18 protein-coding genes and 1 rRNA gene are annotated in these 25,766 nt (G+C 72.8%); 10 read left to right on the plus strand and 9 right to left on the minus strand.

Annotation, left to right across the window (positions count from 1 at the left end; genetic code table 11):
* Positions 1-74: ribosomal RNA gene (rrf, locus tag IO39_RS59955) — 5S ribosomal RNA — on the plus strand; the annotation flags it as partial.
* Between the two features lie 1,019 nt (positions 75-1,093).
* Positions 1,094-4,519: an FxSxx-COOH system tetratricopeptide repeat protein gene (gene fxsT, locus IO39_RS40580; protein ID WP_043635917.1), complete on the plus strand. Its 3,426-nt coding sequence runs from the start codon at positions 1,094-1,096 to the stop codon at positions 4,517-4,519.
* Between the two features lie 133 nt (positions 4,520-4,652).
* On the opposite strand, the gene IO39_RS40585 is transcribed toward fxsT, so the two are convergent.
* Entirely contained in the window at positions 4,653-6,122 is a 1,470-nt protein-coding gene (locus IO39_RS40585; RefSeq protein WP_043635920.1) for a phosphodiester glycosidase family protein, read from the minus strand.
* 257 nt (positions 6,123-6,379) lie between these two features.
* Between IO39_RS40585 and trpS the strand changes: the two genes are divergently transcribed.
* Complete coding sequence (trpS, locus tag IO39_RS40590) at positions 6,380-7,342, plus strand: tryptophan--tRNA ligase (RefSeq protein ID WP_084774392.1); 963 nt, start codon at positions 6,380-6,382, stop codon at positions 7,340-7,342.
* Positions 7,343-7,373: 31 nt separating this feature from the next.
* Here the strand turns inward: trpS and IO39_RS40595 are convergent, their stop codons facing one another.
* The 4 genes from IO39_RS40595 to IO39_RS40610 all read right to left on the minus strand — a co-directional run bounded on the left by IO39_RS40595 (position 7,374) and on the right by IO39_RS40610 (position 11,804).
* Complete coding sequence (locus IO39_RS40595; RefSeq protein WP_084774394.1) at positions 7,374-7,760, minus strand: cupin domain-containing protein; 387 nt, start codon at positions 7,758-7,760, stop codon at positions 7,374-7,376.
* 18 nt (positions 7,761-7,778) lie between these two features.
* Positions 7,779-9,395 (minus strand): PucR family transcriptional regulator, encoded by a 1,617-nt coding sequence (locus IO39_RS40600; protein ID WP_043635925.1) that lies wholly within the window; start codon positions 9,393-9,395, stop codon positions 7,779-7,781.
* A gap of 65 nt (positions 9,396-9,460) precedes the next feature.
* Positions 9,461-11,089: an AMP-binding protein gene (locus IO39_RS40605; RefSeq protein WP_043635927.1), complete on the minus strand. Its 1,629-nt coding sequence runs from the start codon at positions 11,087-11,089 to the stop codon at positions 9,461-9,463.
* A 13-nt stretch (positions 11,090-11,102) separates the two neighbouring features.
* A complete protein-coding gene (locus IO39_RS40610; RefSeq protein WP_043635930.1) occupies positions 11,103-11,804 on the minus strand; it encodes a TetR/AcrR family transcriptional regulator in 702 nt (233 codons plus the stop codon).
* A 55-nt stretch (positions 11,805-11,859) separates the two neighbouring features.
* Between IO39_RS40610 and IO39_RS40615 the strand changes: the two genes are divergently transcribed.
* From IO39_RS40615 to IO39_RS40630, 4 genes are all read left to right on the plus strand, one after another.
* On the plus strand, positions 11,860-13,311 hold the full coding sequence (locus IO39_RS40615; RefSeq protein WP_043635933.1) for an MFS transporter: 1,452 nt from the start codon (positions 11,860-11,862) through the stop codon (positions 13,309-13,311).
* Between the two features lie 95 nt (positions 13,312-13,406).
* On the plus strand, positions 13,407-14,687 hold the full coding sequence (locus tag IO39_RS40620) for an aspartate aminotransferase family protein (RefSeq protein ID WP_043635936.1): 1,281 nt from the start codon (positions 13,407-13,409) through the stop codon (positions 14,685-14,687).
* Positions 14,684-16,192 carry a CoA-acylating methylmalonate-semialdehyde dehydrogenase gene (locus tag IO39_RS40625; RefSeq protein WP_043635939.1) on the plus strand — a complete coding sequence of 503 codons (1,509 nt, stop codon included), beginning with the start codon at positions 14,684-14,686 and terminating at the stop codon, positions 16,190-16,192. Before IO39_RS40620 ends, IO39_RS40625 begins: the two co-directional genes overlap by 4 nt.
* Positions 16,193-16,276: 84 nt before the next feature.
* Positions 16,277-17,392, plus strand: coding sequence for an extracellular solute-binding protein (locus IO39_RS40630; protein WP_169789209.1), 1,116 nt, complete (start codon positions 16,277-16,279; stop codon positions 17,390-17,392).
* A gap of 129 nt (positions 17,393-17,521) precedes the next feature.
* Here the strand turns inward: IO39_RS40630 and IO39_RS40635 are convergent, their stop codons facing one another.
* Positions 17,522-17,722 (minus strand): hypothetical protein, encoded by a 201-nt coding sequence (locus IO39_RS40635; protein WP_084774397.1) that lies wholly within the window; start codon positions 17,720-17,722, stop codon positions 17,522-17,524.
* Positions 17,723-17,929: 207 nt separating this feature from the next.
* Positions 17,930-19,258, minus strand: coding sequence for a 4-aminobutyrate--2-oxoglutarate transaminase (gene gabT, locus IO39_RS40640; RefSeq protein ID WP_043635945.1), 1,329 nt, complete (start codon positions 19,256-19,258; stop codon positions 17,930-17,932).
* A 91-nt stretch (positions 19,259-19,349) separates the two neighbouring features.
* On the opposite strand from gabT, the gene IO39_RS40645 reads away from it, so the two are divergent.
* Complete coding sequence (locus tag IO39_RS40645) at positions 19,350-21,023, plus strand: PucR family transcriptional regulator (RefSeq protein WP_043635947.1); 1,674 nt, start codon at positions 19,350-19,352, stop codon at positions 21,021-21,023.
* Here IO39_RS40645 and IO39_RS40650 read toward each other — a convergent pair.
* Entirely contained in the window at positions 20,989-21,615 is a 627-nt protein-coding gene (locus IO39_RS40650) for a TetR/AcrR family transcriptional regulator (protein ID WP_052424016.1), read from the minus strand. The genes IO39_RS40645 and IO39_RS40650 overlap by 35 nt on opposite strands.
* A gap of 290 nt (positions 21,616-21,905) precedes the next feature.
* Between IO39_RS40650 and IO39_RS40655 the strand changes: the two genes are divergently transcribed.
* Positions 21,906-23,333 (plus strand): aldehyde dehydrogenase family protein, encoded by a 1,428-nt coding sequence (locus tag IO39_RS40655; RefSeq protein ID WP_043635950.1) that lies wholly within the window; start codon positions 21,906-21,908, stop codon positions 23,331-23,333.
* A gap of 48 nt (positions 23,334-23,381) precedes the next feature.
* Here IO39_RS40655 and IO39_RS40660 read toward each other — a convergent pair whose 3' ends face one another.
* Positions 23,382-24,467: a trypsin-like serine peptidase gene (locus IO39_RS40660; RefSeq protein WP_043635953.1), complete on the minus strand. Its 1,086-nt coding sequence runs from the start codon at positions 24,465-24,467 to the stop codon at positions 23,382-23,384.
* A 97-nt stretch (positions 24,468-24,564) separates the two neighbouring features.
* Between IO39_RS40660 and dxr the strand changes: the two genes are divergently transcribed.
* Positions 24,565-25,755, plus strand: a complete 1,191-nt coding sequence (dxr, locus tag IO39_RS40665) for a 1-deoxy-D-xylulose-5-phosphate reductoisomerase (protein ID WP_043635956.1) — start codon at positions 24,565-24,567, stop codon at positions 25,753-25,755.
* The last annotated feature ends 11 nt before the right edge of the window (positions 25,756-25,766 follow it).

Consider the following 25,766-nt stretch of genomic DNA (forward strand, 5'->3'; position numbering starts at 1 on the left):
ACCCGGAAGTTAAGCTTCTCTGCGCCGATGGTACTGCACTCGGGAGGGTGTGGGAGAGTAGGTCACCGCCGGACAATTTTTGGAAAGGCCCCGACGCCGCGCGTCGGGGCCTTTCTGCATTTCCGGGGGGGGGGCTTTCGGCGTTTGGGTGCTGCCGTGCGGGGGTTTGTGGCGTGCGTGCGGGGGTGCTTTCTGCGTTTCGGGTGAAGGTGTCGGGCGGCTTCATCGGTGTTCGGTGTTCACGTGTCGGGGATTCTTTTCGGTTTCTGGTGAGGTGCATAGGGCGCTTACCGGGCATGACGATGTTTCGGTGGCAGCCGTCAGGTGAGGCCGCCACTCTGGAATGGTGACGGCTCCCTCCTCACCAGGTTCGGCTTCCGGCCCGGCTCGGCGTAATCGCCGGCGGTCGCGTGTTCTGGCTTGGACGCTCATGCCGGTTTCGCTCACATTGGTCGCGGCGGGAGCGGCTGACTATTTCTTCGATGTGCTGGGCATGCCCGGCACGCTGCTCGTGATCCTGGACGAGCAGGACAGCCTGTTCAGCGTCGGGCTGGGGGTCATGGGGTTGCTGGTGACGGCCGTACTGGCGCTGGCCTGGCGCCGCATCGAGGTGAAGACGCCGCAGGGGGAGCCTTCCGCGCTCACCCCGGGCGGTCTCGGCCCCACGCACGCCCCTGACGGGCCTGCTGCGTTCACCGGAACCGGCCCCGACCCGGCTCGCGACCCTGGGATCGCGGGCGGAGCCGGTGAGGGCGCCGGTCCGGGCACGTTGACCGGCGTAGGCGGGAGCCCGCTCTCGGATGGGGACACAGGCTCCGGTGGGAGCGCGGGCTCGGGGGCGGGGGGCGGTCCCGGCGGCGATCCACGGGGCGAGGCTCCACAGGGCGCGGCTCCGCAGGGCGAGGCGCCACAGGGCGAGGCGCCGCGCGGCGGGGTTGGAGAGGGGCGTGGGGATGGTTCGGGTGGGAGTGAGGGAGCTGGGGGCGGCAGAGAGTCTGTGAGTGAAGGGGGTGGGGGTCGTAGGGAGGATGACAGCGAGAGGACGCCTGACGCTGCACGGGAAAGAGGGAGAAGAGGGCGGGCGCGGGGGGATGTGGAGCGTTCCATCGAGGTCGGTGGGGACAACACCGGGGTGGCGATGACGGGGGACAGCTCCACCGCCGTGACCGTCGGCCGGGTCGACGTCGCCGGCGACCTCCATCTGCCGCCGCGTCCCCCCGTGTCCACCCGCCCCGTGCAGCTGCCGCCCCGGCCGCCCCGGCTGCTCGGCAGGGACGAGATGGTCGCCGAGTTGCGGGCACGCCTCACCGGGGGAGGGCCGGGGCCGACCGTGGTCGTGCTGTACGGGATGGGCGGCGTGGGCAAGACCAGCCTGGCCCTGGAGTACGCCCACCGCCACCAGCAGGACTACCGGCTCGTCTGGCAGGTGCCCGCGGCGGACCCGGCGGTGTTGTCGGCCGGGTTCGCCCGGCTGGCGGCGTTGCTGGGATTACGGGAGACGGTGGACGCGGCCGACCCGGTGGACCAGGTGCACGCGGCGCTCGCCGCCCGTACCGAGGCGTGGTTGCTGATCTTCGACAACGCGCCGGAGCCCGACGCGCTGCGTCCCTTTCTGCCGCCGGCGGGGCCGGGGCACGTGCTGATCACCAGCCGCTCCGGGAACTGGCCGCGCGAGCAGGGGCTGGAGCTGCCAGTGCTGGACCCGGGGCCGGCGGTGGCGCTGGTGCTGGCGCGGTCGGGGCAGACGGACCGGGCGGCGGCCTCCGCCGTGGTGGCCGAGCTGGGCGCGCTGCCGCTGGCGCTGGAGCAGGCCGGGGCGTTCATGGCGGAGACCGGGCTGGCGCTGGCCGACTACCTCGACCTGCTGCACGACCGGCGGGCCGAGCTGCTCGCCCAGGGGCACGCGTGGGGATACGAGGAGCGGGTCACCACGACCTGGCGGCTGGCGTTCAAGCACGTGGAGCGCACCGATCCGCGGGCCATCGCGCTGCTGCGGGTGCTGGCCTGCTATTCGGACGAGGCGATCCCGTACCAGCTGCTGCTGTCGCAGCTCGGGTGGCGGACGCCGCGCGAGGTGCTGGGCGCGGACGTGCGGCGGTGGCGGGTGTACGGGCGGCTGCCGGGCTCGCCGGTGCGGCGGCTGCGCGACTTCCGTCCCTGGCTGGGGGCGCTGGCCGTGCTGCGGGAGCTGCCGGGCGACCCGATCACGATCAACGCGGCCGTCCGCGCGCTGCGCGACCACAGCCTGATCGGCCAGCCGGTGCGGGGCACGGTCTCGGTGCACCGCCTCGTCCAGGCCGTCACCCTCGACCAGCTCGCGCCGCACGAGCAGCGGCACTGGCGTGACGCCGCCGCCGTGCTGCTGGAGTCGGCGCTGCCCGACGACCCGGCCGACGCGGCGGCCTGGCCCCGGTACGCCCAGCTGCTGCCGCACCTCCTCACCGCGCTCACCCCGATCGCGCCCGGCATGGACAAGACGGCGCAGTACCTGGGGGCGAGCGGCGACTACCGTACGGCGCGGTGGTTGTTCCAGGAGATCTGCGACGCGCTCACCGAGAAGCTGGGGGCAGAGCACCGGTCCACGCTCACGGCCCGGCACGAGCTGGCGCGGTGGACGGGCGAGCTGGGGGACGCGGCGTCGGCGCGGCGGCAGTACGCGAAGCTGCTGCCCATCCGGATGCGCCAGGCGGGCCCGGAGCATCCGATCACCCTGACGATCATGCACGAGCTGGCCCGGTGGACCGGTGAGCTGGGGGACGCGGCGTCGGCGCGGGACCAGTACGCGGCGCTGCTGCCGGTGCGCGAGCGGGTGCAGGGGCCCGAGCACCCCAACACGCTGACGATCCGGCACGAGCTGGCGCGGTGGACGGGCGAGCTGGGCGACGCGGCCGCCGCCAGGGACATGTACGCCGCACTGGTGCCCATCAGGGAGCGCGTGCAGGGCCCGGAGCATCCGGACACCCTGACCGCGCGGGCGAACCTGGCCCAGTGGACGGGTGAGGCCGGCAACGCCACCTCGGCCCGCGAGCAGTACGCGGCCCTGCTGCCCGTACGGGAGCGCATGCTCGGCCCGGAGCACCCCGTCACCCTGACCGTACGGGCGAACCTGGCCCAGTGGACCGGTGAGGCGGGCGACCCGGCGGCGGCCCGCGACCAGTACGCGGCGCTGCTGCCGATCTGCGAGCGGGTGCTCGGCCCGGAGCATCCCGACACGCTGACCGTCCGCCACAGCCTCGCGCAGTGGACGGGGAAGGCCGGCGACGCGGTGGCCGCCCGCGACCAGTACGCGGCGCTGCTGCCGATCCGCAGGCGCGTGTCCGGCCCCGAGCATCCCGACACCCTCATCACCCAGGCGAACCTGGCCCAGTGGACCGGCCAGGCGGGCGACCCGGTGGCGGCGCGCGACCAGTACGCGGCGCTGCTGCCGATCCGGGAGCGCGTGCAGGGCCCCGAGCACCCCTCCACGCTGATCAACCGGCACGAGCTGGCGCGCTGGACGGGCGAGCTGGGCGACGCGGCGGCGGCCAGGGACCAGTACGCGGCGCTGCTCGCCGTCCGCGAGCGGGTGTCCGGCCCCGACCACCCCGACACGCTGACGATCCGGCACGAGCTGGCCCGCTGGGCCGGCGAGCTGGGGGACGCGGCGTCGGCGCGGGACCAGTACGCGGCGCTGCTGCCGATCCGGGAGCGCGTGCAGGGCCGTGACCATCCCGACACGCTGACCGCCCGCGCCAACCTCGCCCAGTGGACCGGGCAGGCGGGGGACCCGGCGGCGGCCCGCGACCACTACGCGGCGCTGCTGCCCGTCCGCGAGCGGGTGCTCGGCCCCGGCCATCCCGCGTCCCTGACCACCCGCCACGAGCTGGCGCGCTGGACGGGCGAGACGGGGGACGCCGCCTCGGCCCGCGACCAGTACGCCGAGCTGCTCGCCCGCCGGGAGCACCTCTCGGGCCCCGAGCATCCCGACACGCTGACCACCCGGCACAACCTGGCCTACTGGACCGGCCGGGCGGGGGACCCGGAGTCGGCCAGGGAGCAGTTCGAGGCGCTGCTGCCCGTCAGGGGCCGGGTTCTCGGTCCCGAGCATCCGGACACCCTGATCACCTGGCACAACCTCGCGTACTGGAGCGGCCGGGCCGGCGACGCGGCGGCGGCGCACGACCAGTACGCGGCCCTGTTGGAGGTGCGCGAGCGGGTGCTCGGGCCCGAGCACCCCGACACGCTGACGATCCGGCACGAGCTGGCCCGCTGGATCGGTGAGCTGGGCGACCCGGCGGCGGCCAGGGACGCCTACGCCGCCCTGCTGCCCCTGCGCGAGCGCACCTCCGGCCCCGAGCACCCCGACACGCTGACCGCCCGCGCGAACCTGGCCTACTGGACCGGGCGGGCGGGGGACCCGGCGGCGGCCCGCGACCTGTGCGCGGCGCTGCTGCCCGTCCGCGAGCGGGTGCTCGGCCCCGGCCATCCGGCGACCCGCACCACGAGGGAGCAGCTCGACCACTGGGCCCGCCGGGCCTGACCCGGGACCGCCGCGCCCGCGCCGGCGCCGGTCCGATGAGAAAGGGACCCGCGCATGGTGGCACGGGTCCCTGTAAGAGGCGAGGAGTCCCAGGGGGCCCGCGGACGGCGGTGCGGGGCCCCCTGGGGGTGGATCACTGGGGCAGGACGAGGAGGGCGTCGCCGACCGCGCGTTCGGCGCCGTCGGACGGGCGGTTGACCAGCTTGCCGCCGACCACCATCGCCGTCGAGCCGCCACCGTCCAGGTTGATCGCCTGGGTGGCGCCCAGCCAGCGCATGAACTGGGCCGCCTCCACGAAGTTCGCCCCGACCGTGACGCCGGGCTGCCGCCCGTCGATGGTGGCCAGGATCAGGCTGCCGTTCTTGGTGGTGCCGAGGAGGGTGCGCGGGTGGCGGCGCAGGATCATGTTGATCGAGTCGTGCCCGTCGCGCTTGGCGGTGATCTTCACCTTGCCGTTGCGGACGAGGCCGACGCCGCCGGCGACCACGTTCAGGTCGGGGGTCAGCTTGACGGCCCGCTTGGTGCGCAGGTCCACGATCTTGGTGTCGATCCGGACGGTCCAGTCCTGCCAGGCGTGCTCGTTGAGCCAGTCGGCGGCCACGCCGTTGCCGTGCAGCACCCGCGTCCCGGCGGCCACGGCGCCGCCCGAGGCGCGCAGCTCCACGACCTTGCCGTTGGCGTCGAGGACGGCGTCGGTGCCGCCGGTGGGGGTCTTGGCGCCGTACTCCTCGGTGTAGAGGAGCAGCTCGTCGGCGACGGCGGCGCGGTTGATGCCGTTGACCTCGGCCCGCTCGCCGTCCTGCGAGATCGCGGTGACGTCGGTCTTCAGTTCGGTGATCTTGGCGGTACGGCCCTTGAGCACCACGGCCGAGCGGCCGGGCACGGCCTCGCTGAGCAGCTTGCCGCCGACCACGGACGCGCCGAGGGGCTCGCCGCGCAGCTCCTTCGCGGTGTGGATGTTGAAGAAGCCGCCGTTGACGCCGACCAGGGCCTTGCGGGCCTTGGCCATCGAGGAGACGGTCTCCCGCTTGGCGACGCTGGCGCCGAGCGAGGCGGCGTACGAGCCGCGGAACGTCCTGGCGTCGATCATGGCGACCTTGACGTTCCAGGGGCCGGTGGTCTTGAGCCCGTCGTCGCCGAGGTAGTCGACCTTGACCTTCAGCCCGGCTTCCTTGAGCGTCTCGGCGGTCTCCTCGGCCTTCTTCTTGTCCTTCAGGGGCCACAGGCCGACGCGGACCATGTAGACGGTCTGGGAGGGGGCGTCGGCCACGCTGGGCCGGATCACCTTCTGCAGGCTGGCGGTCTCCCCGGCGGCCTCCACCTCCGCGGCCTTGGTCTCGGCCGTCGGCAGCGTGCCGTAGTCGCGGCCGCTGGGCATCAGGACGGTCACCGTGTAGCCGTCGGTCGACGTGCCCGCCTTCACGTCGTACAGGTCGATGCCCTGTGCGACCGTCGTCGTCGTCTTGGCCGGCACGGGCCGTGCGCCCAGCGGGAACCTGGCCGACGGGAACCCCACCGACCGCTGCTCCGCTGTCGCGGGCAGCGCGGTGAGGGTGAGCGCCGCGGCCATGGCCAGGCCGCCGGCGAGGGTGCGTCGAGACATGAACTCTCCAGAGGGCGGAAAAGGGACCGCACCATAGTGGCGAGATCATGGTCGCCGGGGCAGGCGAACGCGCCGAAGGAGCAAAGAGGTTACGAGATTGACACAACGGACCGGTACAGTGGGTGTATGACTCGCTTCCGCATGTGGTGGCGGCCGCTCGACGGCCGCTAGTTCCACGTGCATGGGCCGTCCCGGTGACGGCCCTGCCAAGCGGTGCTCCTCTCCCGGGACGGCATGATCCCTTCAGGAGAGGAAAGATGAACGACGTGGTCCTGACGGGCGACCGCCCGACCGGTCCGCTGCACCTGGGTCACTACTTCGGCTCGCTGGCCAACCGGGTGGAGCTGCAGGGCCGTCTTCCGCTGTACGTCCTGGTCGCCGACTACCAGGTGATCACCGATCGCGACGTGCCGGGCGAGATCCGGCGGCACACCACCGGGCTGGTGCTCGACCAGCTCGCGACCGGCATCGACCCGGCCAGAGCGACGATCTTCCAGCACAGCGCGATCCCCGAGCTCAACCAGCTCCTGCTGCCCTTCCTGAGCCTGGTGTCGGTGGCCGAGCTGGGGCGCAACCCGACGGTCAAGGACGAGATCGCGCACAGCTCGCAGCGGGCGGTGAGCGGGCTGATGTTCACGTACCCGGTGCACCAGGCGGCCGACATCCTGTTCTGCAAGGGCACGCTGGTGCCCGTCGGCAAGGACCAGCTTCCGCACCTGGAGGTGGCGCGGCTGGTCGCGCGCCGCTTCAACGAGCGCTACGGGCCGGTGTTCCCGCTGCCCGAGGCCATGATGGGGGCGCAGCCGCTGCTCAAGGGGCTCGACGGCGGCAAGATGAGCAAGAGCCGCGGCAACGCGATCGCGCTCTCGGCCACCGAGGACGAGACCGCCGCGCTCATCCGCAAGGCCCGCACCGACTCCGAGCGGCTGATCACCTTCGACGAGGAGCGCCGGCCCGAGGTGGCCAACCTGCTCACGCTGGGCGGGTTGTGCCTGGGCCGGACGCCGCGCGAGCTGGCGGAGGAGATCGGCGACGGCGGCGCCGCCACGCTCAAGCGGGTGGTGACGGAGGCGGTCAACGAGTTCCTGCGGCCGATCAGGAAGCGCAGGGCCGAGCTGTCGGAGGCGGACGCGCGGCGGGTCCTGGCCGAGGGGAACGAGCGGGCCCGCGAGCGCGCGGCCCGCACCCTGGAGGAGGTGCGGTCCGCCATGGGCTTCTGACAGTGACCCCGGCGCTCGCGGCCCGGGTGGGCTACGTCGTGGGGGTGCGGGTCTGGTAGACCTTGCGGAGCGTCTCGTGCACGATCCAGGTCGTCCTGGCGCCCTCGGCCAGCAGGCACACGTCGCCGGGGCCCACCTCGATCGTGGTGCCGCCCTCGACGGCGATCGTGGCCCGGCCCGACAGCACGACGAAGATCTCGTCGCTCTCCACGTCGGTCACCACGCCGGGGGTGATCTCCCAGATGCCCCGCCCCCCGCCGAGCTCCAGGGACGATGTGGCGGGGTCGCCGGCGACGATCTGCTCGGGGGCGAGCGCGTCGGGGGTCAGCCGGACGTCGTGGACGGGCACGGCGAAGGCTCCCGCGGTGGCGAGCATGCGGCCGAGGTCGGCCACGTCGGGCATCAGCACATCAGACATATCGCCCATTCCAGCACATCAGCGGCTCTCCCTGCGGAAGGACTCGAGCGCCAGCAGCGCCACGTGGAGCGACAGGCAGGACTCGACGTCGTCGAGGTCGGTGTCGAGGATGCGTTCGAGGCGGCGCAACCGGTCGTAGAAGGCCGGCCTGGACAGGTGGGCCTTCTGCGCCGCGACGGCCTTGTTGCGGCCCGAGTCGAGGTAGACGCGCAGGATGCGGGTCAGGTCGCCGCCGCGCTGCGCGTCGTGGGCCAGCAGCGGGCCCAGCTCCCGCTCGGCGAACGTCTGCAACCGCGCGTCGTCGCGCAGCAGGTGGAGCAGGCCGCGCAGGCGCAGGTCGGGCAGGCGGTAGAAGGGCCGGCCGTCGGGCTGGCGCACCGCCACGTCGGCCACCTGCTCGGCTTCGAGGAAGCTGCGGCGCACGTCTCTGATGGACTCGACCACCGAGCCGGCCGCCAGCACGAACGCCGAGCCGGGACCCCACAGGATGCGCAGCCGCTCGGCCAGCGAGGTCAGCGCGGGCTCGGCCTGGGTGCGCGGCGGCAGCGGCAGCAGCACCCCCACCCGCTCCTGGTCGAGCGCGCCCACCAGGGCGGGCAGGCGGGCGTCGCGGCAGGCGGCGGCGGTGGCCTCGGCCAGCTCGCCGAGCTGCGCCTGGCCGTCGAGGGCCTGGTCGATGTGCTCGGTCGGCCTGATGACCACGCTGACCAGCTTGCGCCCCGTGAGCGGCACGCCCACCGCGCGGGCGCGGGCGGCGGCCTCCTCGGGGTCGGAGTAGGCGTGGGTGAGGATGCCGGTGATGATCGTGCCGTGCGCCTGGCGCTCCAGCGACTCCTGGTGGCGCTCCAGCAGCCGCCCCAGCGCGAGCGTGGTGGCGGCGCGCTCGGCCAGCACCATGTCGCGCGGCGACGGCTGCGCGTCGCAGAGCAGGATGAGCCGCCCCCAGTCCTGCCCGCGCGCGCCGACCATGGTGACCAGCCAGCCGGCGGCCGGATCGTACGCCGTGCGCTCGGCCGGCGCGACCGCCCGCGACCTGGTCTCCCACCCCGCCAGCAGGGCCCCCGCGTCGCGCCCGGCGGACTCGCAGGCCAGCACCTGGTGGGCGAGGTTCTCCAGCAGCACCGGCCGGCCCGACAGCCGGGACACCTGGGCCAGCACCTCGGCCGGCGAGGCGCCCTCGACCGACAGCTCGGTGAAGACCTCGTGGAGCTGCTCGGAGGCGCGCAGCTCCTCCAGCTGGATGTCGATGATGCGCGCGTGGACCGACTCGGTGATCTGCACGAACGGCGTCTCGCGGGTCAGCACGATGACCGGCAGGCCGTGCTCCTCCGCGGACTTGACCACGGCCCGGGGCAGCTCGCGGACGAACCGGCGGCCCAGCTCCACGATGAGGCCGGAGGCCCCCACCGAAGAAAGCTCGCCGATGTAGTCGGCGAGCTTCTCGGGGTCTTCCGGCAGGGCCACTCCCGTGGTGAGCACGAGCTCCCCGCCGCGCAGCAGGTGGGCGATGTCGGCGATCTCGCCGACGTGCACCCACCGGACCTTGGTGTCGAGCCGGTCGGCGCCCGCGACCACGCGCGGGCTGCCCCGGCGCACGGTCTCCAGGGCGAGGACGTCGGCGATGGTGGGCAGCACGGGGCAGAGCCTAGCCGATCATCTTGTAAGAAGGGCCATAGGCCGTCTTACACTTTGCACCCTTTTCACGGATTGAGATCCTCCTCGCGGTATTCCTGCCGCGGTTCGCGTACGCGCAGCTCAACGCGGCGGATCTTGCCGGAGATCGTCTTCGGCAGCTCGGCGAACTCCAGCCGCCGCACCCGCTTGTACGGCGCCAGCTCCCCCCGGCAGTGCGCGAAGATCGACCGGGCCGTCTCCTCGCCGGGCTCGAATCCGGGGGAGAGCGTCACGTACGCCTTCGGCACGGCCAGCCGCACCGGGTCGGGGGCGGGCACCACGGCGGCCTCGGCCACGGCCGGATGCTCCAGCAGCACGCTCTCCAGCTCGAACGGCGAGATGCGGTAGTCGGAGGCCTTGAAGACGTCGTCGGTCCTGCCCACGTAGGTGATGTAGCCGTCGGCGTCGCGGGTGGCGACGTCGCCGGTGTGGTAGAAGCCGTCACGCATCGCTTCCCCCGATCCACCGACATATCCGGACATGAGGCCGAGGGGGCGGCGGTCGTCCAGGGGCAGGCAGATCTCCCCGTCGTCGCCCCGCACCCCCGACACCGGATCGATCAGCACGACCTCGTAACCGGGCAGCGGCCGCCCCATCGACCCCGGCCGGACCGGCTCGCCCGGCGCGTTGCCGATCTGCGCGGTGGTCTCGGTCTGGCCGTACCCGTCTCTGACCGTCAGGCCCCACGCCTTGCTCACCTGGTCGATGATCTCGGGGTTGAGCGGCTCGCCCGCGGCCACGGCCGTGCGCAGCGGCAGCTTCCAGGCGGCCAGGTCCTCCTGGATGAGCATGCGCCACACGGTCGGCGGGGCGCAGAACGTGGTGACCCGCTCGTCGCGCAGCACCTCCAGCAGCGCCGGCGCGGAGAAGCGCCGGTAGTCGTGGACCAGCACGGTGGCCCCGGCGTTCCAGGGGGCGAACACGTTGCTCCAGGCGTGCTTGGCCCACCCCGGCGACGACACGTTGAGGTGCACGTCGCCCGGCCTGACCCCGATCCAGAACATCGTGGACAGGTGGCCCGCCGGATAGGAGGCGTGGGTGTGCTCGACCAGCTTGGGCTGGGAGGTGGTGCCGGAGGTGAAGTAGAGCAGCAGCGGATCGCCGGCCCGCGTCGGGGCGTCGGGGGTGAAGCTCTCGCCGGCGTGGCGCGCGTCGTGGTAGGGCAGCCAGTTGTAGGCGTCGCCCACCGCGATCCTCGTGTACGCGCCGGCCCGGAACTTGCCGGCGTCGGCGGCGTTGGCGATGACATGGGAGACCCGGCCCCGCTCGACGCGCTCGGCGACGTCCTTGGCGGTCAGCAGCGTGGTGGCCGGGATGACGACCGCGCCCAGCTTCATCGCGGCCAGCAGCGACTCCCACAGCTCGGCCTGGTTGCCCAGCATGAGCAGGATCCGGTCGCCGCGGCGCACCCCCTGCTCGTGCAGCCAGTTGGCGACCTGGTTGGAGCGGGCCGACAGGGCGGCGAAGGTGTAGGTGGCGCTGCTCTCGCCCACGATGCGCAGAGCGACGGCGTCGGGGGTCTCGGCGGCCAGGACCCCGTCGAACCAGTCGAGCGCCCAGTTGAACGTGTCGAGCTCGGGCCAGCGGAAGTCGCGGCGGGCGACGGCGGCGTCGGCGCCGAGCAGGAAGTCGCGGGCGGCACGGAAATCGCTCATGCCTGGGATCCTGCTATGTCGCCAGCCGCCGCTCAAGGCCGTCGAGCACCGACACGAGCCCGAAGTCGAACGCGACCGCCCGCACGACGCGCGGATCCTCCATCTCGGCCAGCTCGAAGCCCTCCCGCATGTGCGGAAATCTCCGGGCGACCTGGAGGAGCAGCGACCGCATCTCCCCGAGGTCGACCTGCTCGTGGCCCGACGTGGAGTTCCAGGCGACCTCGGGGATCGTCATGCCGAAGATGAAGCCCGTCAGCGTGGCGATGGCGTAGTCGGTGTCGAGCCCGGTGAAGCCGGCCTGCTTGAACATCTTGCGCATCTCGTTGGCGACGTGGAGCGCGTTGGGGCCGAGCGCGGGCAGGCGGCCGATGAGGTCGGCCGCCCACGGGTGGTCGAGGATCACCCGGCGCATGCTGTGGGCCAGGACGGAGGCGGCCTCCCGCCAGCCCACCTCGTCGGCGTCGGGCACCCTCATCTCGCCCCACACCTCGTCGTAGACGAGTTCGAGCAGCTCGTCCTTGTTGGCGACGTACCAGTAGAGGCTGGTGGCCCCCGCGCCCAGCTTCGCGCCGAGCTTGCGCATGCTGAGCCCGTCGAGGCCCTCCTCGTTGAGCAGCTCGACCGCGGCCCTGACGATCTCCTCTCGGCTGCGGCCCGGACTGGTGGGCTTGCGGGGCTCGCGCAGCCACACGGAGGAGAACGTCTTGCCTGTCATGGGCCAAGAATAAACTCACTCGCACAGTGTGCGAGTTTTGTCGTACGGTGTGCGAGTGAACTCGAACACCGTACGAGACCCGCGTCGATGGTGGATTCTCGCCGCCCTGTGCCTGGCCCTGCTGGTGCTGGTCATCGACAACACCGTGCTGAACCTGGCGATCCCGTCGCTGAACCAGGAGATGGGCGCCACCCCGTCCGACATCCAATGGATCATCGACGCCTACGTGCTGGCCTTCGCCGGCCTGCTGCTCACCGCGGGCAGCCTGTCCGACAAGTACGGCCGCCGCCGCCTCCTCGTGATCGGCCTGATCCTCTTCGGCGGCGCGTCGCTGCTCGCCGTCCTGGTGACCGAGCCGTGGCAGCTCATCGGTGCCCGGTTCCTCATGGGCGTCGGCGGCTCGCTCGTCATGCCCTCCACGCTGTCGATCCTCATGACCGTCTTCGCCGACGAGGCCGAGCGGCGCAAGGCCATGGCGGCCTGGAGCGCGGTGGCCCTGGTCGGCATGGTGTCGGGCCCGACCCTGGGCGGCTTCATGCTGGAGCACTACTGGTGGGGCTCGATCTTCCTGCTGAACGTCCCCGTCGCGGCCGTCGCCGTCGTGGCCGCGCTCGTCCTCATGCCCGAGACGCGCAGCCCGGCGCGCTCGATCGACCCGGTCGGCGTGGTGCTGTCGATCGTCGGCCTGACCGCGGCCGTCTACGTGGTCATCGAGCGCGAGTGGAACCTCCCCGTCATCGCGCTGGCCGTCGTCAGCCTGGCCGCCTTCGTGGTCTGGGAGCGCCGGCGGGCGGAGCCGATGCTGCCGCTGCACCTGTTCGCCAGCCGCAACTTCAGCGGGGCGTCGTTCTCGATCCTGCTCATGTCGTTCGGCGCGGGCGCGGTGATGCTGATGCTCACCCAGTACCTGCAGTTCGTGCTGGGCTACGGGGAGATGCAGGCCGGGCTGGCGATGCTGCCCTACGCCGTGGCCGCCGCCGTCTTCAACGGCGTGGGCGCCGGGCTGGGCAGGAGGCTCGGCAACCGGGTGCTGATCGGGGCCGGGCTGCTGCTGATGGCCGGCGGTTTCGTCGTCATGGCCCTGACCACCGGCTACCTGCCGCTGCTCACCGGGCTGGTGATCATGGGCATGGGCGGGGGGCTGGCGGGCCCGTCCGCCTACGCCTCGCTCATGGGCGCGATCCCGGTCGACCACGCCGGCGTCGGCTCGGCGCTCAACGACACCGTCCAGCAGGTCGGCATGGCGCTGAGCATCGCCGTCCTGGGCAGCGTGCTGGCCGGGCGGTACACCGCCGAGATGCCCGCCGGCCTGCCCGCGGCCGCCAGGGAGTCGATCGGCGGCGCGCACGCGCTGGGCCTGACCGAGGCCGCCGACGCGGCCTTCACCTCGGCCATGCACCTCGGGGCGTGGGTCGGGGCCGCCTTCTGCGTGGCCGCCGCGCTGCTGGCCGTCAGCGTGCTGCGCCCGGCCGCGCCGGTCGCCGTCCCCGAGCCGGCGAAGGTCTGACGAGGGACGGCGATTTGCAAGCTGTAAGGCAAATCGCCGTCTCCCCGACAGGTTGTGCATAGGAGGGCCTCACCTGAAAAGGGATACTCGGTATCATGTCGGAGCTTCTCGCGCGCCACCGGGCAGTGATGCCCAACTGGTTGGCCCTCAACTACACCGAGCCCATCGAGATCGTCAGCGGCAAGGGCAACCGCGTCGTCGACGCGGACGGCAAGAGCTACCTCGACTTCTTCGCCGGCATCCTGACCAACATGATCGGCTACGACGTGCCCGAGGTGCGCGAGGCCGTCGAGCGCCAGCTCGCCACCGGCGTGGTGCACACCAGCACCGTCTACCTGCTGCGCGGCCAGGTCGAGCTGGCCGAGAAGATCGCGCGGCTGTCCGGCATCCCCGACGCCAAGGTCTTCTTCACCAACTCCGGCACCGAGGCCAACGAGACGGCGCTGCTGCTGGCCACGTACGCGCGCAAGAGCGACCAGGTGCTGGCCATGCGCCAGAGCTACCACGGGCGCAGCTTCGGCGCGGTCAGCGTCACCTCCAACCGGTCGTGGAAGAACAACTCCCTCTCCCCGCTGAACGTGCACTTCCTGCACGGCGCCGACCGGCACCTGACCCAGTTCAGGGGCCTGTCGGACGCCGACTACATCCAGGCGTGCGTGGACGACCTGCGCCACGTGCTGGCCACGTCGGTCTCCAGCGACGTGGCGGCGCTGATCGCCGAGCCGATCCAGGGCGTGGGCGGGTTCACCATGCCGCCCGACGGGCTGTTCGCCGCGTACAAGGAGGTGCTGGACGAGCAGGGCATCCTGTTCATCTCCGACGAGGTGCAGACCGGCTGGGGCCGGACCGGCAGCGCGTTCTTCGGCATCGGCAACCACGGCGTCACCCCCGACATGATCACGTTCGCCAAGGGGCTTGGCAACGGCTTCGCGGTCGGCGGCGTCGTGGCGCGCGGCGACCTGATGGACGCGCCGCACGCCGTGGGCCTGTCCACCTTCGGCGGCAACCCGATCTCCATGGCCGCCGCCAACGCCACCCTCGACTACGTGCTCGATCACGACCTCCAGGCCAACGCGGCACGCACCGGGGAGATCATCATCAGCGGGCTGCAGTCGGCCGCGCGCCGGCTGCCCGTCGTCAAGGACGTGCGCGGCAAGGGCCTGATGTTCGCCGTCGAGCTGGAGACCCCGGCGCAGGCCGCCCGGTTCATGGAGGAGACCAAGAAGGCGGGCCTGCTGGCGGGCAAGGGCGGCCTGTACGGCACGGCCATCCGCATGGCCCCGCCCCTCACGCTCACCGTGGAGGAGGCCACCGAGGGCCTGGGCATCATCGTCACCGCCCTGGAAACGATCAACGCGGAGGCTGCGGCGCAGTGAAGCACGTCAAGCACTGGATCGACGGGGCTCTCGCGGACGGCGACCCCGCCCGTACCTCTGAGCTCTTCAACCCGGCCACCGGCGAGGTGAGCGGGCACGTCGCGCTGGCCTCGGCCGCCGACGTGGACGCGGCCGTCGCGGCGGCCGCCGCCGCGTTCCCCGCCTGGCGGGACGCGTCGCTGACCAAGCGGGCGGGCGTGCTGTTCCGCTTCCGCGAGCTGATGCACGCCCACCGCGACGAGCTGGCCGCGCTCATCTCCGCCGAGCACGGCAAGGTGCACTCCGACGCGCTCGGCGAGGTGGCCCGCGGGCTGGAGGTCGTGGAGTTCGCCTGCGGCATCCCCCACCTGCTCAAGGGCGGCTTCTCCGAGGGCGTCTCGACCCGGGTGGACTCCTACTCGATCAGGCAGCCGCTGGGCGTGGTGGCCGGCATCACGCCGTTCAACTTCCCGGCCATGGTGCCGATGTGGATGTACCCGATCGCGATCGCCTGCGGCAACGCGTTCGTGCTCAAGCCGTCCGAGCGCGACCCGTCGGCCTCGCTGCTCATGGCGCGGCTGTGGCAGGAGGCCGGGCTGCCCGACGGCGTGTTCAACGTCGTGCAGGGCGACAAGGCGAGCGTGGACCGGCTGCTGGAGCACCCCGACGTGCGCGCCGTGTCGTTCGTCGGCTCCACCCCCATCGCCCGGTACGTCTACGAGACCGGCACCCGGCACGGCAAGCGGGTGCAGGCGCTCGGCGGCGCCAAGAACCACATGCTCGTCCTGCCCGACGCCGACCTCGACCTGGTCGCCGACTCGGCCGTGTCGGCGGGCTTCGGCTCGGCCGGCGAGCGGTGCATGGCCATCTCCGTCGTGCTGGCCGTCGACCCGATCGGCGACGAGCTCGTCGAGAAGATCGTCGAGCGGGTCGGCAAGCTGACCGTCGGCCCCGGCGACGACCCCAGGTCCGAGATGGGGCCGCTGGTCACCGCGGCGCACCGCGACAAGGTGGCCTCCTACCTCGACCTGGGCGTCGAGGAGGGCGCCAAGCTGGTCGTGGACGGCCGCGAGACGCCCGTGCTGGGCGGTGGCACGGCCGCGCGCACGCCCGGCTTCTGGCTCGGCCCGACCGTGCTCGACCACGTGCCGGCTGGCTCCCGCACGCACACCGAGGAGATCTTCGGCCCGGTGCTGTCGATCGTGCGCGTCTCCTCCTACGAGGAGGGCCTCCAGGTGATCAACGGCGGCATGTACGGCAACGGCACCGCCATCTTCACCAACGACGGCGGCGCCGCCCGGCGCTTCCAGAACGAGGTCGAGGTCGGCATGGTCGGCATCAACGTGCCGATCCCGGTGCCGATGGCCTTCTACAGCTTCGGCGGCTGGAAGGACTCGCTCTTCGGCGACACGCACGTGCACGGCGCCGAGGGCGTGCACTTCTACACCCGCGGCAAGGTCGTCACCTCGCGCTGGCTCGACCCCTCGCACGGCGGCGTGAACCTGGGCTTCCCCACGAACGGGTAAGCGGCGATCCCGGCCGGGACGGGACCGGCGCCCCTCGCGGTCCCGTCCCCGGTAAGCTCCAGCAGACGGACAAGGGGGGACAACGTGAATCGCCGCCGTGCATACGCCGTGGCGCTCGCCGCGACGGCGCTGGTCTCCGGCGTGGGCGCGGCCCGGCCCGCGCCGAGCCCGACTCCCACGCCGACCCCTTCGCCCACCGCCTCCCAGAGCGACGGCACGCTGCACATCCTCACCTACCGCGGCTACGCCGAATACGGCGGCGTCAGCCCCAAGGTCAACTGGGTCGGCACCTTCGAGAAGGAGACCGGCTGCCGCATCGCCCGCCTCGACGCCGTGCAGACGGCCGAGGAGATGGAGAGCAGGCTCGGCCAGCGGCCCTACGACCTGGTCACCGCCGGGCCCGCGCTGGCCGGCCGGCTCATCGAGGCCAAGCAGGTGCAGCCCATCGACCCGGCCAAGGTCGGCGACTACAAGAGCCTCGACGAGCGCTTCCGCGACATGACCACGGTGTCGGGCAAGTCCTACGGGGTGCCCTACCTGTGGGCCTACCACGAGTTCGTGCACGACTCCTCGAAGGTTCGGGGCGGCGGCGTGGCCCAGGTCTTCGCCTCCGACCGGGCGGCGCTCAAGGACAGCCCGCTGACGATCGCCGACGCGGCCCTGGCCGAGGGGTCGGCGAAGGAGCCGTACGAGCTGAGCGAGGCCGAGCTGGGCGAGGTCATGACGCTGCTGGGCCGCAACCGGGAGCGGGTCTACTGGCGCAACCCGGTCGACCTGGTCAAGGGCTTCGCCACCGGCAGGCTCGACTACGCCCAGGTCACCCCCTATCACCGGCTGCTGCTGCAGAAGGCCGGCCTGCCGATCGAGACCGTCCCGGCGCGCAGGACCACCGGCTGGCTCGACTCCTGGATGCTGGGCGCCAACGTCGCCGACACCACCTGCGCCTACCGGTGGATCAACTGGGTGACCGCGGCCGACGCCCAGCGCGACGCGGCGGCCTGGACGGGCATGGCGCCGGCCAACGCCAAGGCGTGCAAGGGGCGGGCCAGGGAGATGTGCCGGACCTACGGGATGGGGGAGGACAAACGGCTCGACCGCGTGGAGTTCGCGGTACGGCCCCCCGGGGATTGCCGGGCGGAAGACGGGGAATGCACCGACTACGCCACCTGGACGAAGAGGTGGCACGAGCTCGTCAAGTGAGCGGGAGCGCCGGACCGACGTGAGCGCGCCGCCGGCCCGCCCATCTGCCCGGCCGGGCCCGGCCCGCCGGAGGCGTCCCGCGCCTTTCCCCGTGCCGGGCGCCGCCGCCCTCCGGGAGCGGCGGCCGGGTCAGCGCGACGGGAAGGCCACCACGGTGGCCATGGGAGCGGGCAGGAGCGCCTCGGCGCAGTCGGCGCAGGCCAGAACGGCGGCGTCGTCGGGCAGCCGGCCCACCCGCACGCGCGGGCGCGGCCACCGCTTGTGGCAGACGACGCAGGCGTCGCCGTCGCGCTGGGCCGAAGTCAGGCCCTCAGGGTCGAACGTCAACATACTCCGCGCCGTTCTGGTCGGACCCCAGTTCATCACGCTCCCAGTGGCCATCGCCCCTCCGTACGTCGGAACCGTTATAACCCTGACCGCGGCCGTGAGCGTCTAGCTGAGCGTCAAGTCAGGGTGAATTCTCTACCCGAGTGAGGGCGTTTACACCACAAAAACGGGCATCCAGCGCAAGCTGGATGCCCGTTTCGTAGGGTTTGTCTAGAGCTCGGCGATCGCCTTCTCCAGGATGCCCAGGCCCTCCTCCAGCAGGTGCTCGGGCATGACCAGCGGGGGCAGGAAGCGCAGCACGTTGCCGTACGTGCCGGCCGTCAGCACCAGCAGCCCCTCCGCGTGGCAGCGCTTGACGACCGCCTGCACGGCGGTCGGGTTCGGCTCCTTGGTGCCCGGCTCGACCAGCTCGATCGCGATCATCGCGCCGCGCCCGCGCACGTCGCCGATCACGCCGAAGCGCTCCTTGAGCGCCTCCAGCCGGGGCAGCATGATCTCGCCGATCCGGCGCGCCCGGGCGACCAGGTCCTCCTCCTCGATGGTCTCCAGCACGCCGAGGGCGGCCTCGCAGGCCAGGGGGTTGCCGCCGTACGTGCCGCCGAGGCCGCCGACGTGCACCTTGTCCATGAGTTCCGCGCGCCCGGTCACCGCCGCCAGCGGCAGGCCGCCCGCGATGCCCTTGGCGGTGGTGATGATGTCCGGCACCACGCCCTCGTCCTCGCAGGCGAACAGCGTCCCCGTGCGCGCGAAGCCCGTCTGCACCTCGTCGGCCACGAACACGATCCCGTTGGCCCGGCAGAACTCCGCGATGCGCGGCAGGAAGCCCCTGGCCGGCACGATGAACCCGCCCTCGCCCGCGATCGGCTCGATCACCACGGCGGCCACGTTCCCCGCGCCGATCTGCTTGGTGATCAGGTCGATGGCCTGCTCGGCGGCCTCCTCGGCGCAGTTCTCCGGCCCCGTCGGCCAGCGGAACGGGTAGGCCAGCGGCACCCGGTACACCTCCGGCGCGAACGGGCCGAACCCCTGCTTGTACGGCATGTTCTTGGCCGTGAGCGTCATCGTCAGCAGCGTGCGCCCGTGGTAGCCGTGGTCGAACACCACGACGCCCTGCCGCCCGGTCGCGTGCCTGGCGATCTTGACCGCGTTCTCCACGGCCTCCGCGCCGGAGTTCACCAGGAACGTGCGCTTCTCGTGGTCGCCCGGGGTCAGCTCGTTGAGCCTCTCGCACACCCGCACGTACGACTCGTACGGCGTGACCATGAAACACGTGTGGGTGAAGTCGGCGGCCTGCCGCTGGACGCGCTCGACGACCCTGGGGGCGGAGTTGCCCACGTTGGTCACCGCGATGCCGGAGCCGAAGTCGATCAGCGCGTTCCCGTCGGCGTCCTCGACCACCCCGCCGCCCGCGCGGGTGACGAAGACCGGCAGCGTGGTGCCGATGCCGGGCGGGACGGCGGCCTGCTTGCGGGCCAGCAGCTCCTGGGACTTGGGGCCGGGGATCGCGGTCACGACGCGCCGCTCCTGGGGAATGCTCATGCTCAGACGCTACGGCGGCCTCCCACCTGCGCCGATACGTCGATATGTCACACTGGGAGCACCTGTCTTTGCCGGAATGGACAAATCTCGCATGCCGCCTTCGCTCCAGACCGTCGCGCGCCGCATGAACCTCCGGCCGGTCGCCGGGACCTCCGACCCCGGGGCGCTGGCGGCGGCGGTGCGCTGGGTGGCGGTCAGCGAGCTGGCCGACCCGACCCCCTACCTGGAGGGCGGGGAGCTGCTGCTCACCACCGGCCTGCGCCTGGAGGGCGACCTGACGGGCTACGTGGCCCGCCTGGTGCGCCGGGGCGTGGCCGGGCTGGGCTTCGGGGTCGGCGTCTCCCACGAGGAGATCCCGCCCGCGCTCGTCGAGGCGGCGCGGGCGGCCGGGCTGCCGCTGCTGGAGGTGCCGCGCGAGACGCCGTTCATCGCCGTCGGCAAGGCGGTCAGCGAGCTGCTGGCCGCCGAGCAGTACGAGGAGATCAGCCGCGCCTTCGCCGCCCAGGGCCGCCTGACGCGGGCCGCGCTGCGGCCGGAGGGCACGCACGCGGTCATCGACCGGCTGGCCACGGAGGTCGGCGGCTGGGCGGCGCTGCTGGAGGAGTCGGGCGAGGTCCGGCACGCCACCAGCGGGGCCAGGACGGAGGCGGTGGCCGCCGAGCTGGCCCGCCGCCGCGGCCGGCCCGTCGAGCCCCCGGCCAGCCTGGCGCTGTCCGCGCCCGGCGAGCACATCGTCGTGCAGCCGCTGGGCGGCGGCGGGGCGCGCCCGCGCGGGTTCTTCGCCGTCGGGTCCATGCGGCCCTTCTCGCCCGTCACCCACACCGTGATCAACGCCGCGGGCTCGCTGCTGACGCTGGCCATGGAGCAGGGCAGGACGCGGCTGGCCGCCGAGCGGCGGGTCCGCGCCGCCGTGCTGGAGCTGCTGCTGGCGGGGGAGGGGGCGCGGGCCCGCGCCGTGCTGGGGGCGCTGGGCGCGCGGCTGCCCGAGGAGCCGCTGGTCGTGCTCGCGGCCGGTCCCGAGGCCATGGACGCCCTGGAGCCCCGCGCCTTCACCGCCCAGCCCGCCTCGGGGGCCTGCGGCGCTTCGGGCGCTTCCGGCGCTTCCGGAGCTCCCGGCGCGTCCGGCGCCGGCGGGACGGTCGTCGCGCTCGTGGCGGAGGGCGCGGCCGAGGGCGTGGCCGAGGAGGTGGCGGCGGGGGCCGCGGCTCCGGTGGGTCTGAGCCTGCCGTCCCGTTACGACGCCCTGCGCCACGCGCTCGACCAGGCCGGCCGCGCCCTGGAAGCCGCGCGCGACCGGGCCGGCACGAGAGGCGCGGGCGCGGGGAACGGCGGCATGGGAGGTGACGGCGCGGGAGGTGACGGCGCGGGGAGTGACGGCACGGGGCGCGGCAGGGCGACGGGAGCGGGCGGCGGCGGTGCCGGAAGGGTCGTCAGGTTCGGGGAACTGGCCGGGCAGGGGTTGCTGGGGCTGCTCGACCCGGCCGCCGCCCAGGCGTTCTCGGCCGCGATCCTGGCCCCGCTGACCACGTACGGCTCGCGGGCCGACCTCGTCGGGTCGCTGCGCGCGTACCTGGACAGCAACGGCCACTGGGACGCGGCGGCGCAGCGGCTGGGCGTGCACCGCCACACCCTGCGCTACCGCATGAGACGCGTCGCCGACCTGCTCGGCCGCGACCTCGACGACCCCGGCGTGCGCGCGGAGCTGTGGCTGGCGCTGCAGGCGGCCCGGGCTATCCCTGCTTCTCCACCAGATAGCAGGAGATAGTCGCCATCGTCACCGCCTCGTAGGTGCGCCCGTCGCGCAGGTGCCCGGCGCGCTCCAGGCTGATCGCCCCCTGCGCCGCCGCCCAGAGCGCGTCGGCGATCTTGCGGGGCTGGGTCGGGACCAGGTAGCCGGCCGAGATGCAGTCGGCGATGACGCGGTCGAGGATGTTGAGCGCCGCGCGGGCCAGCGTCCTGGCGCGCTCGCTGGGCTCGAAGCCGGGGATCGCGCGCTCGAACATCAGGCTGTAGTAGCCCGGCTCGGACAGGCACGCGTGCCGGTAGGCCGGGCCGAGCGCCGTCAGGTGCTCCAGCGGATTGCGGCGCTGCGGCACGGCCTCCAGGATGCGGCGGAAGCGCTCGAACCCCTCCAGATAGAGCGCCTCCGCCAGCCCTTCCCGGTTGCCGAACATCGTGTAGATCACGGTCGTCGTGCAGCCCGCCTCGGCGGCGATCCTGCGCATGGTCAGGCTGTCGGGCCCGTCCGTCCGCAGCAGGTTGACGGCGACGTCGAGGAGGCGCGAGCGCAGCTCGTCGTGCCCGGCGCGCTCACCCATGAGGTAGGCGCCCTGGAGGCCCAGAGGCGCCGAGGTCATGAGACCTCCCTGGTGGCCAGGGAACCAAGCGTCCTGGTGACCTCACGTTGTTCGGTCACGGGGCCCACGCCTTTCTGATCGGGGGCCCGCCGCGCTGGAGACCCGCATCGATGACTTAGCCATAGCGGAGATCGCTCAAACCACTCCGCATGGTAAACATCCCGAATTGGGTCTACTTCTGTTACATCATGGGTATACAACGGGGCTTGTACTTAACGGTGAGCCCTCATGAGGCTGTTGTGCATCGTGGTGTAAATCCCCATGCCACCGCTTGGCATAACGTCGGAGGCATGGACGTGCGTACCTTCTGGCTGGCCGGCCGCGCCGCGACCGGGGACACCGAGCTCACTGTCACCAACCCCCATGACGGCCGTGAGGTCGGCCGGCACTCCGTGCCGGCAGACGCCCAGATCGAGGAGGCCGTCGCGGCCGCCCACGCGGTGTCCGCGCAGGCCGCCGCGCTGCCCGTGCACGTACGCGCCGAGGCCCTGGCGCACGTCTCGCGCCGGATCGCCGAGCGGGCCGAGGAGATCGCCCGGCTGATCACGGCCGAGAACGGCAAGCCGATCCTGTGGGCCCGGGGCGAGGTCGCGCGCGCCGTGGCCACCTTCCGGTTCGCCGCCGAGGAGACCCGGCGCTGGTCCGGCGGCGTGCAGCGGCTCGACACCGAGCCCGCGGCGGCCGGCCGCCTGGCCTACGTCTCCCGCGTGCCCCGCGGGCCCGTGCTGGCGATCACCCCGTTCAACTTCCCGCTGAACCTCGTCGCCCACAAGGTCGCCCCCGCCATCGCCGTCGGCGCGCCCGTCATCGTCAAGCCCGCGCCCGCCACCCCGCTCTCCTCGCTGCTGCTCGGCGAGATCCTGGCCGAGACCGAGCTGCCCGAGGGCATGTTCTCGGTGCTGCCGATCGAGAACGAGCGCGCCTCCGGCCTGGTGCTCGACCCCCGGCTGCCGGTGGTGTCGTTCACGGGCTCGGCCCCCGTCGGCTACGCCATCGCCGACCAGGTGCCGCGCAAGCACGTCACGCTGGAGCTGGGAGGCAACGCGGCGGCCGTCGTGCTGGCCGACGCCGACCTCGACTGGGCGGCCCAGCGCGTCGCCCTCTACTCCAACTACCAGGCCGGCCAGAGCTGCATCGCCGTGCAGCGCGTGATCGTCGAGCGGCCGGTCTACGACGCGTTCGTCGAGCGCCTGCTGCCCGCCGTGTCCGCCCTCGTCACCGGCGACCCCGCCGACGAGAAGACCCAGGTGGGCCCGCTCGTCTCCGAGGCCGCCGCCGAGCGGGTCGAGCAGTGGGTCCAGGAGGCCGTCGCCGCCGGGGCCAAGGTGCTGGCCGGCGGCACCAGGCAGGGCGCGACGATCGCGCCGACCGTGCTCGCCGACGTGCCGCACGACGCCAAGGTGGCGTGCGAGGAGGTCTTCGGGCCCGTCATGATCCTGCAGCCGGCCGCCTCGATCGACGAGGCGTACGCGATGGTCAACGACTCCAGGTACGGGCTGCAGGCCGGGGTGTTCACGCGGTCGCTGGACGCCGCCTTCCGCGCCAACCGGGAGCTGGAGGTGGGCGGCGTGATCATCGGTGACGTGCCGTCGTACCGGGCCGACCAGATGCCGTACGGCGGGGTCAAGGACTCGGGGATCGGGCGCGAGGGGCTGCACTCGGCGATGGAGGACCTGACGTACGAGAAGGTCATGGTCCTGACCGGGCTGACCCTCTGACCCCTTCGGCGGACCTCCGGCGGCGGGCGGGCGCGCGGGCGCCCGCCGCTAGGCCTTCTGGGCCGTCTCGAACAGCGCCTTGACCGAGTCGCCGAAGTACGGGCCGTACATCGTGCGCTTGTCGTCGCTGTACTTGAAGCTGCTCAGCGACGTGATCGTGCCCTTGCCGGTGGTCGTGTCGAACGAGGTCATCCACGGGCCGCCGCTGGAGCCCGCCGTCATGTCGCAGCCCAGGCCCTGGTCGCGGGTCTGGCCGTGCGGGTCCTTCTTCAGCCGCCCGGCGCAGTAGACCAGGTGGCCCCCGTCGTACGGCGGGTCGGCGGGATAGCCGAAGCCGAACGCCTGCCCGCCCCTCCTGGCGTTGAACGCGATCTCCTGCGTGCCCACCACGTCGGCCACGTGCCTGCCGCGCGAGGTGGCCAGGGCGACCATGCCGACGTCGTAGTTGTCGTCGCCGCTGCGCGACCAGGGGCCGGTGACGAACATGCGGCGGGCGGTGTACTGGCCGTACGGGTGGGGCCCGTTCGTCCCGTACCCCGGGACGAACGTCCAGTTCGCCGCCCACTCGCCCACGCCGTCCTTCACGCAGTGGCCGGCGGTGACCACGACGTCCTTGTTCGCGCTGCGGATCGTGCTGGCCGAGCAGACGAAGTCGTTGCCCGCCACGGTCAGGAACACCCGGCCCGTGGTCCTGGCCACCAGGCCGCCGGTGATCCAGCGGGAGCCGACCGTGCTGGTGCGCGGTCGGCCGGCGGACAGGTGGCGCGGGGAGCCGGTCAGCCGGGGCGGGATCGACAGGAGCGCTTTCCCTCCCGACAGGTCGGGGGTGGCCCGCACGCCGTCCCGCCCCGCCACGCCGTCCAGCAACCTGCCGCCGGTCTTCACGAGGCCGGGCAGGTCGAGCGGCACGGCCCTGGCCATGCGTTCCGGCGTCCAGTAGGCGAGCACGCGCTGCTGGTCGGCGCCCGTGCGGGCGGCGACGTGCTCGACCACGTCGAGGCGCCGGACGTGCGGGGCCGGGGCGACGGCCGGCGGGTCGGCCTGCTGGCGGACGGGAACCGCGCCGAGGAGTGCGGGCCCGATCAGCCCGGCCAGGAGCGGAGCGGCCGCAAGCAGGGGGGTGCTCAAGGTCATGTCCCCCGAGTGTGCACCACGAGATGTGTTCTTGTGACTACTTTCGGTGAATTACTCGCCAGTCCCGAGCGCGCCGGACAGCGGGGAGAATGGACACGTGCATGAACAGACCCTCCGCTCCGTCGTGGTGCTCGGCTCCACCGGTTCGATCGGCACCCAGGCCCTCGATGTCATCGCCGCCAATCCGGGCGGCTTCAAGGTCGCCGGGCTGGCGGCGGGGGGCGGCCGGGTCGAGCTGCTGGCCAGGCAGGCGGCGGAGTTCGGGGTGGAGGCCGTGGCGGTGGCCGACGCCTCGGCCGTACCGGCGCTGAAGGAGGCGCTGGCGGCGCACGGCGCGCGGCCGGTCGTGCTGGGCGGCCCCGACGGGGTTGCCGAGGTGGCCGGCTGGCCGTGCGACACGGTGCTCAACGGCATCACCGGCGCGCTGGGCCTGACCTCCACGCTCGTCGCGCTCGAGGCGGGCCGGACCCTCGCGCTGGCCAACAAGGAGTCGCTGATCATCGGCGGGCCGCTGGTGAAGCGGCTGGCCGGGCCGGGGCAGATCCTGCCGGTCGACTCCGAGCACTCGGCCCTGCAGCAGTGCCTGTGGGCCGCCGGTCCCGGCGGTCACGACCCCTCGCGGGTCAGGCGGCTCGTGGTCACCGCCAGCGGGGGGCCGTTCAGGGGCATGAAGCGGGCCGACATGGCCGACGTCACGCCGGAGATGGCGCTGGCCCACCCCACCTGGTCGATGGGCCCGTACATCACGATCAACTCCGCGACCCTGGTCAACAAGGGGCTGGAGGTGATCGAGGCGCACCTGCTGTTCGACCTCGGGTTCGACCGCATCGAGGTCGTGGTGCACCCCCAGTCGATCATCCACTCCATGGTCGAATACGTCGACGGCTCCACGATGGCGCAGGCCAGCCCGCCCGACATGCGGCTGCCGATCGCCCTCGCGCTCGGCCACCCCGGGCGCGTCCCCGGCGCCGCGCGGCCGATCGACTGGACCAGGGCGCACACGTGGACGTTCGAGCCCCTCGACGACACGGCCTTCCCGGCGGTCGCCCTGGCCAGGCACGTCGGCGGCGCGGGCGGCACCGCGCCGGCCGTCTACAACGCGGCCAACGAGGTGTGCCTGGACGCGTTCATCGCGGGCGGGCTGCCGTTCCTGGGCATCGTCGACACCGTGGCCAAGGTCGTCGAGGAGCACCAGGTGACCCCCGCCGACTCCATCGAAGAGGTGCTGGCGGCCGACGCCTGGGCACGCGCCCGTGCGGCCGAACTCACAGCCGGGCAGTCCCGCTAGCTACCTAGACT

Source organism: Nonomuraea candida, from assembly GCF_000725485.1.
Taxonomy (GTDB): Bacteria; Actinomycetota; Actinomycetes; order Streptosporangiales; family Streptosporangiaceae; genus Nonomuraea; species Nonomuraea candida.